The organism is Streptomyces sp. NPDC023541, from assembly GCF_055559995.1.
Genome location: NZ_JBVHJO010000005.1, coordinates 102,395 through 115,471, shown reverse-complemented (window position 1 = coordinate 115,471; position 13,077 = coordinate 102,395). Strand labels below are relative to the sequence as shown.

Here is a 13,077-nt window from a genome sequence, read left to right as displayed (position 1 = left end):
AGGTCACGAGCCGTACACGGGGTGGTGCGGCAGGATGGGGCCATGCCGAATCGCCTTGCGAACGAGACCTCGCCGTACCTGCTCCAGCATGCGGACAACCCCGTCGACTGGTGGCCGTGGTCGCCCGAGGCCTTCGCCGAGGCGCGCGAGCGGGGGGTGCCCGTCCATCTGAGCGTCGGCTATTCAAGCTGCCACTGGTGCCATGTATTCGAAGTCGAAAGCTTCAAAGATGAACTGACGGCCGGTTATCTCAACGAACACTTCGTCAACATCAAGGTGGACCGCGAGGAGCGGCCCGATGTCGACGCCGTCTACATGGAGGCCGTGCAGGCCGCCACCGGGCAGGGCGGGTGGCCCATGACGGTCTTCCTCACCGCCGACGCCGAGCCGTTCTACTTCGGGACCTACTTCCCGCCCGAGCCGCGGCACGGGATGCCCTCCTTCATGCAGGTCCTCGAAGGCGTGCGGGCCGCCTGGGTGGGGCGGCGCGCGGAGGTCGCCGAGGTCGCGCAGAACATCACGCGGGACCTGGCCGGCCGGCAGCTGGACTACGGGAGGGCCGGGACCCCGGGCCCCGAGGAGCTCGCGCAGGCGCTGCTCGGGCTGACGCGCGAGTACGACGCCACGCGCGGCGGGTTCGGCGGGGCGCCGAAGTTCCCGCCGTCCATGGTGCTGGAGTTCCTGCTGCGCCACCACGCCCGCACCGGGTCCGAGGGCGCGCTGCAGATGGCCGCCGACACCTGCGAGGCGATGGCGCGCGGCGGGATCTACGACCAGCTCGCCGGCGGGTTCGCGCGGTACTCCGTGGACCGGGAGTGGGTGGTGCCGCACTTCGAGAAGATGCTCTACGACAACGCCCTGCTCTGCCGGGTCTACGCCCACCTGTGGCGGTCCACCGGTTCCGAGCTCGCGCGGCGGGTCGCGCTGGAGACCGCCGACTTCATGGTGCGGGAGCTGCGGACCGGTCAGGGCGGCTTCGCCTCCGCCCTCGACGCCGACAGCGAGGATCCGGCGACCGGCGAGCACGTGGAGGGCGCGTACTACGCCTGGACGCCCGCCCAGTTGCGGGAGGTGCTGGGGGAGGACGACGGGGCGCTCGCGGCCGGGTACTTCGGGGTGACGGAGGAGGGGACCTTCGAGCACGGCAAGTCCGTGCTCCAGTTGCCGCAGGACGGGCCGTCGGTGGAGGCCGAGCGGATCGCCGGGATCAAGGCGCGGCTGCTGGCCGCGCGGGCGGAGCGGCCCGCGCCCGGGCGGGACGACAAGGTCGTCGCCGCGTGGAACGGCCTGGCCATTGCCGCGCTGGCCGAGTGCGGGGCGTACTTCGAGCGGCCCGACCTGGTGGAGCGGGCGACCGAGGCCGCCGATCTGCTGGTGCGGGTGCACTTCGACGCGGCCGTCGGCCGGGCCCCCCGGCTCGCACGGACCAGCAAGGACGGTCACGTGGGGGCCAACGCCGGGGTGTTGGAGGACTACGGCGACGTCGCGGAGGGGTTTCTGGCCCTGGCCGCGGTGACCGGTGAGGGGGTCTGGCTGGAGTTCGCCGGTTTCCTCGCGGACCTGGTCCTGGACCGGTTCACCGCCGAGGACGGGTCGCTGTACGACACGGCGCACGACGCGGAGAAGCTGATCCGCAGGCCGCAGGATCCGACCGACACGGCGGCGCCGTCGGGGTGGACGGCCGCCGCGGGCGCGTTGCTGTCGTACGCCGCGCACACGGGTTCCGATGCGCACCGTACGGCGGCGGAGCGGGCGCTCGGGGTGGTGCACGCGCTCGGTCCGCGCGTGCCGCGCTTCATCGGGCACGGGCTGGCGGTGGCCGAGGCGCTGCTGGACGGGCCGCGTGAGGTGGCGGTCGTCGGTCATCCGGAGGATCCGGCGCGTGCGGCGCTGCACCGGGCGGCGTTGCTGGGGACGGCCCCCGGTGCGGTGGTCGCGGTCGGGCTGCCGCATTCCGCGGAGGGTGGCGAGGGTGGCGAGGGGGAGTTCCCGCTTCTGGCCGAGCGCACGCTCGTGCGTGACCTTCCGGCGGCGTACGTGTGTCGACATTTCGTCTGCGCGCGGCCTACGACGGACCCGGTGGAGCTGGCGGAGCAGTTGGGTGCGGTTCGTCCCTGAAGGGACGGGAGTGCCGCCAAAGTACCCCGGGCGCCTGAAGGTCAACCGCAGCGATCCGCTGCGGCTCGACCCCGACGGTGACGGGTTGGCCTGCTGAACGCGTCCCATCGCAGGAGGGGCCCGGCCGCGAGCGTGCGGCCGGGCCCCTCCTGGTGGGGCTCAGTGCTGGTACGCGGCGAGCGAGATGCCGACGTAGTGGGCGACGAAGGCCGCGAGGGTCAGGGAGTGGAAGACCTCGTGGAAGCCGAAGAAGCGGGGGGAGGGGTTGGGCCGCTTCATGCCGTAGATGACGCCGCCGGCGCTGTAGAGGAGACCGCCGACGATCACGAGGACCAGGACGGCGATGCCGCCGGTGCGCATGAAGTCGGGCAGGAAGAAGACGGCCGCCCAGCCCATGGCGATGTAGCAGGGGGTGTAGAGCCAGCGCGGGGCGCCGACCCAGAAGACGCGGAAGGCGATGCCCGCGGCCGCCGCGATCCACACCGCCCACAGCAGGGTCCGGCCGGTGGAGGGCGGGAGCAGCAGGACGGTCAGCGGGGTGTAGGTGCCCGCGATGATCAGGAAGATGTTGGCGTGGTCGAGCCGTCGCAGGACGGCTTCGCCGCGCGGGCCCCAGGTCCCGCGGTGGTAGACCGCGCTGACGCCGAAGAGGAGGCAGGCGGTGAGGATGTAGACCCCGCAGGCGACGCGGGCCCGGGTCGAGTCGGTGAAGGCCATCAGTGCCAGGCCCGCGACGATCACGGCGGGGAACATTCCGAGATGGAGCCAGCCGCGCAGCAGGGGCTTGGCCTCGATGGCGGACTCGACGGCCTCCGCGGCCTCGACGACCGGGGAGGCCTCACGGGTCGCTGCGGCCTCGGCGGCGGGGACGGCGGCGGCGTCAGAAGTCATGCGCGCCATGCTACCTACGGGTCCGTAGGTTTCCGCTCATCCTCTTTACGGAAGATTGACGGACGTGGCAATGCTCACGTGAGAGGCCCTCTGGACATATGCGCACATCCACCGGATGATCAGATGAGTGCGGTCGACACCGGATGAGCGGAGCGCGAAGCGTCCGGGTCGCAGCCCCCACGGGGCCTACACCAAACAAACCCCTCAACAAGGAGCAATCGTGGCGCGCGACAACGCGGCTCCCACCATCCCGACGACTCACCAGGAGCTGATCTCCTGGGTGGACGAGATCGCAGCCCTCACCCAGCCGGACCGCGTCGTCTGGTGCGACGGCTCCGAGGGCGAGTACGAGCGCCTGTGCGAGGAGCTCGTCGCCAAGGGAACGTTCAAGAAGCTCGACGAGACGAAGCGCCCGAACTCCTACTACGCCGCCTCCGACCCCTCCGACGTCGCGCGCGTCGAAGACCGGACCTTCATCTGCTCCGAGAAGGAGCAGGACGCCGGCCCCACGAACCACTGGAAGGCTCCTTCCGAGATGAAGGAGATCTTCGCCGGTGAGAAGGGCATCTTCCGCGGCTCCATGAAGGGCCGGACGATGTACGTCGTCCCGTTCTGCATGGGCCCCCTCGGCTCCGAGCTCTCCGCGATCGGCGTCGAGATCACCGACTCCGCCTACGTCGCCGTCGCCATGCGCACCATGACCCGCATGGGCAAGCCCGTCCTCGACGAGCTCGGCACCGACGGGTTCTTCGTCAAGGCCGTCCACACCCTCGGCGCTCCGCTCGCCGAGGGCCAGGCCGACGTCCCGTGGCCCTGCAACACCACCAAGTACATCTCGCACTTCCCCGAGACCCGCGAGATCTGGTCCTTCGGATCCGGCTACGGCGGCAACGCCCTGCTCGGCAAGAAGTGCTACGCCCTGCGCATCGCGTCCGTCATGGCCCGCGACGAGGGCTGGCTCGCCGAGCACATGCTGATCCTCAAGCTCACCCCGCCGGCCGGCGAGGGCGAGACGAAGTACGTCGCCGCCGCCTTCCCGTCCGCCTGCGGCAAGACCAACCTCGCCATGCTGGAGCCCACGATCCCCGGCTGGACGGTCGAGACCATCGGCGACGACATCGCCTGGATGCGCTTCGGCGAGGACGGCCGCCTCTACGCGATCAACCCCGAGGCCGGCTTCTTCGGCGTCGCCCCCGGCACCGGCGAGCACACCAACGCCAACGCCATGAAGACCATGTACGCCAACACCGTCTTCACCAACGTGGCGCTCACCGACGACGGCGACGTGTGGTGGGAGGGCATGACCGAAGAGGCGCCCGCGCACCTCGTCGACTGGAAGGGCAACGACTGGACTCCGGCCTCGCAGACCCCCGCCGCCCACCCCAACGCCCGCTTCGCCGTCCCGGCCTCCCAGTGCCCGACGATCGCCCCCGAGTGGGAGGACCCCAAGGGCGTCCCGATCTCCGCGATCCTCTTCGGCGGCCGCCGCGCCTCCGCCGTCCCGCTGGTCACCGAGTCCTTCGACTGGAACCACGGCGTCTTCATCGGCTCGAACATCGCCTCCGAGAAGACCGCCGCCGCCGAGGGCAAGGTCGGCGAGCTGCGCCGCGACCCCTTCGCCATGCTGCCGTTCTGCGGCTACAACATGGGCGACTACATGGCCCACTGGGTGAAGGTCGCCGCCGACAAGGACCAGGCCAAGCTCCCGAAGATCTACTACGTCAACTGGTTCCGCAAGAACGACGCGGGCAAGTTCGTGTGGCCCGGCTTCGGCGAGAACAGCCGCGTCCTGAAGTGGATCGTCGGCCGCCTCGACGGCACCGCCGAGGGCGTCGAGACCCCCATCGGCATCCTGCCGACCAAGGAGTCCCTCGACCTCGACGGCCTCGACCTCCCGGCCGAGGACCTCGACTTCCTCCTCACCGTCGACAAGGAGGTCTGGCGCGAAGAGGCCGCCCTGGTCCCCGAGCACCTCAACACCTACGGCGACCACACTCCCAAGGAGCTGTGGGAGCAGTACCACGCACTCGTGGAGCGCCTGGGCTGAGCCAGGACACGCCCTGAAGAAGGGCCGATGAACGTGGGAGCCCCCGACCAAGCGGCGTCCCACCGCTGTGGGAGCCCCCGACCAAGCGGCGCCCACCGCAGCACCGACCCGCCCTGTCAGGAGCGTCCGCGCTCCTCCAGGTAGGTCGTGTGCGTCTGCTGACGGCGGGCCTCCACCTCGTGGAGGCCCGCCGTTACGCGTCGCGCCTCCTCGTCCAGGAGCGCCAGCTGCCGCTCCAGGTGCCGCTCCGGCGACTCTCCGCCCGGCGCCATCCGGCTCCACCAACGGGTCCGGTTGTACGCGTCCACGCTCTCCGGCACGTCCTGCCGCACCGCCCGGGACACCGCGTGCACCGCCTCCGGATCGGTGACCAGCACATCGGCCACCCACCCCGGCTCCAGCAGCGCCCCGTACAGCTCCAGCAGTTCCGCGAGCGCCTCCCCGGCCCCCGACGGCACCTCCACCTCGGCCACGTACTCCCGCAGCCGCCCGAAGTCCTCGCGCAGCACGCCCAGTTCCTCCCGCGGATCGAACGGCGGCGGTGCCGTCCGCTCCGGCGGGGCGATCAGCGCGCCCGCCCCGTACAGCCCGGCGACCACCACCGGCCAGTACGCACCGGCCACCCCCGCGAGGGTGAGGGCCAGGCCGGCCACGCCGCAGGCGGAGCCGGCCAGGTTCTTCTTCGACTCCAGGTACTGCAAGGCCCCGGTCGCCCTACTGGTAGCCACGGATCTCCTCGAAGGCTCCGGCCAGCGAACCGCCCCCAGCCACCGCTGGGGGGACCCCCGTGCCGGTGGCGTCGAAGAGCCGCCCGCCGGTCAGTTCGGTGATGCGGGTGAGCTCCTTGCGGTCCGAGTCGCCGAACAGCACCGCGAACACCGGCGTCCGCCTCTGCGCCTCGGGCAGCCCCGCGTAGAAGGATTCGAAGTGCTTGGCCCCGACGCCCTCGGTGTTCTCGCCGTCCGTCATCAGCACGATCGAGGTGAAGGCGTCCGCGCCGCCCTTGCCCAGCTGCTGGTACGCCGCCTCCAGGCTGCCGTAGATCGCCGTACCGCCCTCCGGCTCCAGCGCCTTCACGTTCCGGCGGATCGCGTCCAGGGCAGGCCCCGGATTGCCCGGCTCCACCACGTGCGTGTTCACCCCCTTCACCTTCGACCCGAAGGGCAGCAGCGTGACCTCCTCGCGGTCCCGGAAGCGCCGCCCCGTACCCGAACTGCCGCTGCCCGTCAGATCGGTCAGCGCCGACCTCAGGCGCCCGATGCGGTCCTCCTCGCTCATCGACCCCGAGGTGTCCAGCACGTACACCGTCCGCGACGGCCTGCGCAGCTCGTTCTCGTACGAGGCCAGCAGCCCGTCGGCGACGACACGCGACCCCGGGAAAGGCAGCTCGCGCCGCTTCTCCTGGTCCAGCCCGGCCGCCGGGGCCACCCCCGCCGCCACCGGGCGGCGGAAGGTCTGCCCGGTGATCGCCTGCTGCGCCTCGGCGCCGCGCAGGTAGTCCGTCAGCGCCCGCCCCGCATCGCGGGCCCCGGCCGGGGCCGACGTCAGCAGCGTCAGCGGGTAGTGGGCCGTCACCACACCGTCCCGCGGCCGGACCACCGTCAGCGGCGCCCCGCCGCCCTTCGCGTCACGGTTCATGGACAGCAGCACCGACTCGTAGTTCACCAGCGCGTCCACGTCCCCGCGCTTGCCGTACGCGGCCACCAGCCACCCCGAGGAGCCCGACGTCAGCTTCTGCCCCGCGAAGAACTCCTTCAGCCGGGGCGTGGCCGCCTTCACGTCCGCGTCGCTCAACGCCGCCTGCGCCCCCGACAGCCCCGACGCCACCGAGACCAGCGCGGAGAAACCGGAGTTGGAGCGCACCGGGTCGGTCATCCCGTACGTCAGCTTCCCCGCGGCGACGGCCTCGTGCACCGCCGGCCAGGTGACCTCACCGGGCTTCCAGCCGAGCCGGGCCAGCGCCTCCGGCTTCACGCCGAGGGCGACGGGCGAGGACATCACCGGGGTCTCGCTGGAGAGCTTCCCGGCGGCCTCGGGCCGCAGCCGCAGGTAGTCGTTGGAGGACAGCCAGATCGCGTCGTACTTGCCGTCGGCCTGCCCGGAGGCGACCTGCTCGGCGGCGTCCAGCGTCCCGGACCAGGTGAGCTCCACCGTGACCCCGGTCGCCTTCCGGGCCTGCTGGAGCACCGGCTCCATGTCCGCGAGCTCACTGGAGGCCAGCACCCGCAGGGTGCCCTCCTTGTACGCCGTCCGCCCCGGTTCGGCCTCGCCGCCGGAGGTACAGCCGCTCGCGCCGACGAGCGAGGCGAGGACCACACCGGCGATCCAGGCGCGGCCGGCGCGCCCGCTCACAGGGCACCGCCTTCGAGCGCGCCGGCCGTCCGCGTCCGCGCCAGGTACGCCGACGCGTTCTGCAGCTCACCGGCGAGGGACTCCACCGTCGCGGCCATGTTGTCGGTGGCCTGCACCTTGAAGGTGTCGATCGCGTCCAGCGTCTTGTAGATCTGCGCGAAGGCCGTCCGCAGCGTCTGCGCGCCCACCGCCGGATCTGCCGCCATCCGCTGGATCTCTCCGCTCTGTGTCGACAGCATGTCCGCGTTCCCCCGGATCAGGTCCTCGGTGGTCCCCTTCAGGGCGTTGACCTGCTCGATCACCGTGCGCTGGCTGTCCAGTGCGGAGGCCAGCATCACCGCGATGCGCAGCGCCGAGACGGTGGTGGTCGCCGCCCGGTCGACACCCTTGATCAGCTCGTCGTTGTTGCGCCGGACCACGTCCATCGCCAGGTAGCCCTGGGCGCAGACGGCCAGCTGCGTCAGCAGGTCCTGGTGCTTCTGGCGGACCGGGAAGAGCACGTCCGCGCGCAGCGCGCCGGCTCCTTGCGGATCGGTGTGCTCGGCCTCGGCGACGCGCTGCCCGACGGCGGTGTCCAGGGCTTCGGTCAGGACGGCGTACTCCTGCAGCTTGCCCATCGTCTCCCACAGCCGGGAGCGTTCGGTGTGCAGGGCCGCGTTGTCGCGCCGCAGCTCGTCCTGCCCGCTGCGCAGCGCCCCAACGATCCGGTTCAAGGTGGCCTGCGAGGAGGCGTACTTCGCCACGTGGTCGCGGAACCTGTTGCCGCCCGGCAGCTTCGCGAGCAGCTTGCGGGCGCCCTTGGCGGGCGTGTCCCGGGGGTCGAGGTCCTCCACGGTGCGCCGCAGTTCTACGAGGGAGCCGGCGACGCGCGCCTGGGCGTCGGCCCCGCCGTCGGAGCCGAGGGAGCGCACGGCCCGCTCCAGCATCCGGTTGGACTGCTGGGCTGCGGTGCGGATGTCGGCCGAGCCGAGCGCGGTGATCTCGCCGATGCGCTGCGCGAACTCGGGGGAGCGGGCGTCGATCCCGGCGAGCGAGCCGACGTACTCCCCGGCCCGGCGGGCCATCTCGTCGCGGACCCCGTCCTGGAGCGGTACCAGGCCGGTGGCCTGCTCCTTGCGGACGGGGGCGACGGGCTCGGGAGCGCTGAGGACGAACGGGGCGTCCTCGGGAGGTGTCAGTGTCATGGTGTGTCCCCTAGCCCTTGGCGCGCTGGGCGAGCGCCATGAGGATCTTGACGGTGGGTGTGCCGACCTGGCGGATCCCGCTCAGCCCCGGGTTGAGGTGGTCGGCGTGCGGGGCGGTCGCGGCCGTGAACTCGGCCACCCCGTCCTGCGGGCGGAACCCGCGGAGCACGGCCAGCTCCCGAAGCTTCGGATCGGTGGTGAGGAGCCTGCCCAGCTCCTTCGCGTCGTCGCTGAGCGGGACAAAGGTGTGCGCCGTGTTCACGGTGGTGTCCGGGTAGAGCACCACCATCTCGCCGGGGTCCTGCTTCTGCAGCAACAGCGAGGCGACCTGGGACTCGTACACCAGGATCAGCGGTTCGCCGCTGCCGCTGATGAAGGCCCGGAAGGGGTCGTCCGTGCTCGTCTCCAGGGCGCCCTGGACGGAGATCAGCTTGCGCATCAGGGGCGCGGTGCGCTCGATGCCGGCGTCGTCGGCGACGACGCTGTTGCCGTTCGCGACGTTGGAGGTGGCGGCGAGGAAGAGCGCGCCGGAGTTGGAGGAGGCCGGATCGGTGGTCTTGACGAACACCGTGCCGGTCAGTTCGGCGTGGGCGGAGGAGCCGGGCAGCTGCTGCCAGGTGCGGTCCTCGGCGGCGGCCTTGAGGAAGGGGCCCATCAGCAGGGTCCCGGAGTTCTTGCCGGTCATGGTGGCGAGGCCGTTGGCGGCCAGCACCCGGGCCGCCTTCGGGCGGGCGACCACGACGAGCGGGGAGTAGAAGGGCTTGGTCTCCTGGGCTCCCTTGAGCCCGGCGGCCGCCGCGACCTCCTTGGCGGGTTCACTGCTGCCGGGGAAGGCGAAGTCGAATTCGTCGAGGGCGAGTTGGTCCATCGCCCAGGAGCCCGAGGTCTCTGTCTTCACGATGTAGCCCTTGGCGGCAAGGGCCTTGACGACGTCCGGGTCGCGGAAGAATTCGGACTTCTCCGAACCGATGACGCCACGCACGGTCTTCGTTGCCGTGGTTTCTGGGTGACCCTGCCCCTGCAGTGCGACGACGTAGAGCACGCCACCGATCAGGAGGAGGCCCAGGACGATTCCTAGGATGCGTCTCACGGGTGCAGCGTGCTCACGGAAACCCACATTCCGCGCCCTCTTGGGTGAACGTCAGGTGTCCAGGCGGTCCCACTTCGAAATGCTGTGTGAGTTCGCGGGTGCTGGTGGGCGGGGCGGCCGCCCGGGAGGATCGGGGGCATGGGCGTGAGCGCGTTGAAGTGGCAGGGCTGGCTGGTCGGCCTGGTGACGATCGCCGGGCTGCTGGTGTTCGCCCCGCTGGGCCTGTACGTGTGGGCGAGCGGCGGTGAACCGCAGGAGGCGCCGCCGCGGGCGGCGGTGGAGGACGTACGGGTCACCGGCTGCCGTGTCGATCCGGCCAGCCGGCGGGTGGCGGCCGCGGTCGAGGCGACGGGGCGGGCCGGGGGCGCCGGCGCCTACGTCGTGACGGTGGAGTTCCGCGACCGCGCCGAAGCGGACCCGGGAGGGCGCGCGGCGCAGGCGCTGGTGAGGATCCCGGGTGTGGCCCCGGGTGCGACCGAGTACGCGGAGGCGGTCGGCCCGGTGTGGCCGGTGGCGACGGTGCCCTGGTGCGGGGTCGCCGGCGCGGAGTTCACGCCGGCGACCCCGGCACCCGGGGTCCCGTAGCGGGTGGGGCGGGTGAGGCTGATGCCCGCTCAGGCGTCGCGGTTCAGTTCACCTTGACGACGACGGTGCTGCACACCTTGTCGGCGAAGGTCTGCTTCTTGGCGTCCCACAGCGGCCAGAGCCAGCCGAGGTAGCAGGCCATGCTGTCCAGGAAGTGCGCCAGCTTGCGGACGAAGGCCATGCCGAAGCCGAGCGTCGCGCCGTCGGCCTCGCGGTGCAGGCTGATGCCGACGATCTTCTTGCCCTGCGTCTGGCCGGTGGTGCCTTCCTTGTAGAGCTGGAAGATGGCCATGCCGAAGGCGTACAGCATGCCGACGAGGCTCAGCACGCCGGCGATCGTGTCGCCCGCCTCGTCGCCGGCGAACGCCGAACCGAGGCCGATCAGCGCGTACATCGGGCCGGCGATGATCAGCATGTCGAGCAGGTACGCGCCGAAGCGCAGACCCCAGTGGGCCAGCGGCGGCATCCCGGAGGGCATGCCGGGCATGCCCGGAGGCGGGTACGCGCCGTAGTTCGCCTGCGGCGGGGTCTGCTGCGGGTAGCCGTACTGCGGGGCCGCGCCCGGCGCCGGCTGCTGCGGGTAGCCGTACTGCGGGGGGACGCCCTGCGGGGCCTGCTGCCCGTAGCCGGGCTGGCCCTGCGGGGGCTGCTGGCCGTAGGGGTTGTTCGGATCGCCGAAGCTCATTGGCGTATCTCTCCAGGGTGCTCGATCGGGGACGAAGCGGAGTGGAGGAGATGGACCATATGAGCGGCCTCCCCCGTGCTGCCGCGATGTTTCAGCCAACATCGTGTTCGGAGCGCGGGGATCTGTCCAATTCGTTGGCCGCGGGCCGGGCGGCGGGGCGTGCGGCAGGGTGGGCCCCGGAGGGCCGTCCGGCGGTCATGGCACCCGGTCCGGAGCCTCCGCGGCCCCGGACCGGGGCCGTCTAGAGGGCGTCGGCCAGGTCCAGGGACTCCAGGGCGGCGGCATGCGCGTCCATGCGCTCGGCGGTGAGGATCGCGACGGTGGTGTCGGCGCGGGACGCGGCGACGAGGAGAGCACGGGCGGCGAGGTCGTGCGCGCGCCGGTGCAGCGCGGCGGCGTCCCCCACGGGCGGCCGGGGTGCCCGGGTGGGCAGGGACCCGCGCAGCCGGGCGATCTGGGCGGCGATCGACTCGGCGGCCTCGTCGAGCCCGAGCTCGTCGGTGACGGCGAGCAGGGCCGCGAGGTGGCCGGCGAGCTGGATGTCCAGCGCTTCGGCGCGGCTGCTGTGGGGGTAGTCGACCGTGGTGCCGCCCATGCGCTGGACGACCGGCTTCGTGCGGATCGGCTCGTACATGAGGAGGCCTCCTGCGTGGTCAGGAGGCCATCCTACATTGGATTGGTTCTAAAGTTGAGCTGGATCCTGATGTTGGCCGGTGTGATCGCTTCTGGCCGGGATCAGACCTGGCTGTAGCCGTCCAGGAAGTTCCCGATCCGGGTCACGGCGTCCGCGAGGTCCTTGGCGTTGGGCAGGGTGACGATCCGGAAGTGGTCGGGCTCGGGCCAGTTGAAGCCCGTACCGTGCACGACCATGATCTTCTCGGCCCGCAGCAGGTCCAGGACCATCTGCCGGTCGTCCTTGATCTTGTAGACCGCCGGGTCCAGCCTGGGGAAGGCGTACAGCGCACCCTTCGGCTTCACGCAGGTCACGCCCGGGATCTGGGTGAGCAGGTCGTAGGCGACGTTGCGCTGCTCCAGGATCCGCCCGCCGGGCAGCACCAGGTCCTCGATGGACTGCCGGCCGCCGAGCGCGGTGGCCACCGCGTGCTGCGAGGGCATGTTCGCGCACAGGCGCATGTTCGCGAGGATCGTCAGGCCCTCGATGTAGTCGGTGGCGTGCTTCTTCGGGCCGCACACGGCCATCCAGCCGGCCCGGTAGCCGGCGACCCGGTAGTTCTTGGACAGGCCGTTGAAGGTCAGCGTCAGGACGTCCGGGGCGATGGCGGCCGTGTTGAAGTGCTTGGTGCCGTCGTACAGGATCCGGTCGTAGATCTCGTCCGAGCAGACGACCAGGTTGTGGCGGCGTGCGATGTCCGTCAGCCCGCGCAGCATCTCCTCGTCGTAGACGGCGCCCGTCGGGTTGTTCGGGTTGATGATCACGATCGCCTTGGTGCGGTCGGTCACCCTGCGCTCGATGTCGGCGAGGTCCGGCATCCAGTCGGCCTGCTCGTCGCAGCGGTAGTGCACGGCCGTACCGCCGGCGAGGGAGACGGACGCCGTCCACAGCGGGTAGTCCGGTGCGGGGACCAGGACCTCGTCGCCGTCGTCGAGCAGCGCCTGCATCGACATCGTGATCAGCTCGGAGACGCCGTTGCCGAGGTAGATGTCCTCGACGTCCAAGTCGATGCCCTTGGTCTGGTAATGCTGCATGACCGCACGGCGCGCGGACAGCAGGCCCTTCGCGTCGCCGTAGCCGTGGGCGGAGCCCAGGTTGCGGAGCATGTCCTCGAGGATCTCCGGCGGGCACTCGAAGCCGAAGGCCGCGGGGTTGCCCGTGTTGAGCTTGAGGATGCGATGACCTGCTGCTTCGAGCCGCATCGCCTCTTCGAGCACGGGGCCGCGGATCTCGTAGCAGACATTGGCGAGTTTCGTTGACTGGATCACCTGCATGACGGGAGCTTACGGGGCCGGGTGCGGGCTCGACCTGCCTTTTCGGGAGAGACTCGAAGGCCGATTTATCCCGTTTGGCGCGATGGGCGGGTGGGTGTGCGCTCTTCCCTTGGAATCCGGGGCGCGGCCGTCGTCCGACCTACGGAAATGGGTGAGGCCGACCTGCGCGCCGGGGTGC

11 protein-coding genes are annotated in these 13,077 nt (G+C 71.2%); 3 read left to right on the top strand and 8 right to left on the bottom strand.

The genetic code is table 11. The annotated features are described in order from the left end of the window. Positions 1-42: 42 nt before the first annotated feature. Positions 43-2,118, top strand: coding sequence for a thioredoxin domain-containing protein (locus ACZ3X1_RS14050; RefSeq protein ID WP_467279768.1), 2,076 nt, complete (start codon positions 43-45; stop codon positions 2,116-2,118). A 159-nt stretch (positions 2,119-2,277) separates the two neighbouring features. Here ACZ3X1_RS14050 and trhA read toward each other — a convergent pair whose 3' ends face one another. Next, the gene (gene trhA / locus ACZ3X1_RS14045) at positions 2,278-3,009 is read right to left on the bottom strand and encodes a PAQR family membrane homeostasis protein TrhA (protein WP_467279766.1); all 732 of its coding nucleotides are present in this window, start codon (positions 3,007-3,009) and stop codon (positions 2,278-2,280) included. A gap of 220 nt (positions 3,010-3,229) precedes the next feature. On the opposite strand from trhA, the gene ACZ3X1_RS14040 reads away from it, so the two are divergent. Further along, on the top strand, positions 3,230-5,056 hold the full coding sequence (locus ACZ3X1_RS14040; RefSeq protein WP_356813032.1) for a phosphoenolpyruvate carboxykinase (GTP): 1,827 nt from the start codon (positions 3,230-3,232) through the stop codon (positions 5,054-5,056). 116 nt (positions 5,057-5,172) lie between these two features. On the opposite strand, the gene ACZ3X1_RS14035 is transcribed toward ACZ3X1_RS14040, so the two are convergent. Genes ACZ3X1_RS14035 through ACZ3X1_RS14020 form a run of 4 tightly spaced genes read right to left on the bottom strand, consistent with a single transcriptional unit; the run spans position 5,173 to position 9,682 of the window. Further along, positions 5,173-5,784: a hypothetical protein gene (locus tag ACZ3X1_RS14035; RefSeq protein ID WP_356813030.1), complete on the bottom strand. Its 612-nt coding sequence runs from the start codon at positions 5,782-5,784 to the stop codon at positions 5,173-5,175. Then, positions 5,771-7,408, bottom strand: coding sequence for a substrate-binding and vWA domain-containing protein (locus ACZ3X1_RS14030; protein WP_362625314.1), 1,638 nt, complete (start codon positions 7,406-7,408; stop codon positions 5,771-5,773). Before ACZ3X1_RS14030 ends, ACZ3X1_RS14035 begins: the two co-directional genes overlap by 14 nt. Beyond that, positions 7,405-8,592 carry a toxic anion resistance protein gene (locus tag ACZ3X1_RS14025; protein ID WP_467279757.1) on the bottom strand — a complete coding sequence of 396 codons (1,188 nt, stop codon included), beginning with the start codon at positions 8,590-8,592 and terminating at the stop codon, positions 7,405-7,407. Before ACZ3X1_RS14025 ends, ACZ3X1_RS14030 begins: the two co-directional genes overlap by 4 nt. Positions 8,593-8,602: 10 nt before the next feature. Then, entirely contained in the window at positions 8,603-9,682 is a 1,080-nt protein-coding gene (locus ACZ3X1_RS14020; protein ID WP_467279754.1) for a hypothetical protein, read from the bottom strand. A gap of 138 nt (positions 9,683-9,820) precedes the next feature. Here ACZ3X1_RS14020 and ACZ3X1_RS14015 point away from each other — a divergent pair, with 138 nt between their 5' ends. Beyond that, the gene (locus ACZ3X1_RS14015) at positions 9,821-10,267 is read left to right on the top strand and encodes a hypothetical protein (protein ID WP_362625320.1); all 447 of its coding nucleotides are present in this window, start codon (positions 9,821-9,823) and stop codon (positions 10,265-10,267) included. A 43-nt stretch (positions 10,268-10,310) separates the two neighbouring features. Here ACZ3X1_RS14015 and ACZ3X1_RS14010 read toward each other — a convergent pair whose 3' ends face one another. The 3 genes from ACZ3X1_RS14010 to ACZ3X1_RS14000 form a co-directional block, all read right to left on the bottom strand. Continuing rightward, positions 10,311-10,952: an RDD family protein gene (locus ACZ3X1_RS14010; RefSeq protein ID WP_356813025.1), complete on the bottom strand. Its 642-nt coding sequence runs from the start codon at positions 10,950-10,952 to the stop codon at positions 10,311-10,313. A gap of 241 nt (positions 10,953-11,193) precedes the next feature. Further along, positions 11,194-11,586 (bottom strand): SCO4983 family protein, encoded by a 393-nt coding sequence (locus ACZ3X1_RS14005; RefSeq protein WP_467279749.1) that lies wholly within the window; start codon positions 11,584-11,586, stop codon positions 11,194-11,196. A gap of 101 nt (positions 11,587-11,687) precedes the next feature. Next, on the bottom strand, positions 11,688-12,899 hold the full coding sequence (locus ACZ3X1_RS14000; protein WP_356813023.1) for a pyridoxal phosphate-dependent aminotransferase: 1,212 nt from the start codon (positions 12,897-12,899) through the stop codon (positions 11,688-11,690). Between the last annotated feature and the right edge of the window lie 178 nt (positions 12,900-13,077).

Bases quoted from the DNA above. Each gene is read 5' to 3' on its own strand.
- ACZ3X1_RS14050 (WP_467279768.1), top strand. From the start codon at position 43: ATGCCGAATCGCCTTGCGAACGAGACCTCGCCGTACCTGCTCCAGCAT.
- trhA (WP_467279766.1), bottom strand. From the start codon at position 3,009: ATGACTTCTGACGCCGCCGCCGTCCCCGCCGCCGAGGCCGCAGCGACC.
- ACZ3X1_RS14025 (WP_467279757.1), bottom strand. From the start codon at position 8,592: ATGACACTGACACCTCCCGAGGACGCCCCGTTCGTCCTCAGCGCTCCC.
- ACZ3X1_RS14015 (WP_362625320.1), top strand. From the start codon at position 9,821: ATGGGCGTGAGCGCGTTGAAGTGGCAGGGCTGGCTGGTCGGCCTGGTG.
- ACZ3X1_RS14010 (WP_356813025.1), bottom strand. From the start codon at position 10,952: ATGAGCTTCGGCGATCCGAACAACCCCTACGGCCAGCAGCCCCCGCAG.
- ACZ3X1_RS14005 (WP_467279749.1), bottom strand. From the start codon at position 11,586: ATGTACGAGCCGATCCGCACGAAGCCGGTCGTCCAGCGCATGGGCGGC.
- ACZ3X1_RS14000 (WP_356813023.1), bottom strand. From the start codon at position 12,899: ATGCAGGTGATCCAGTCAACGAAACTCGCCAATGTCTGCTACGAGATC.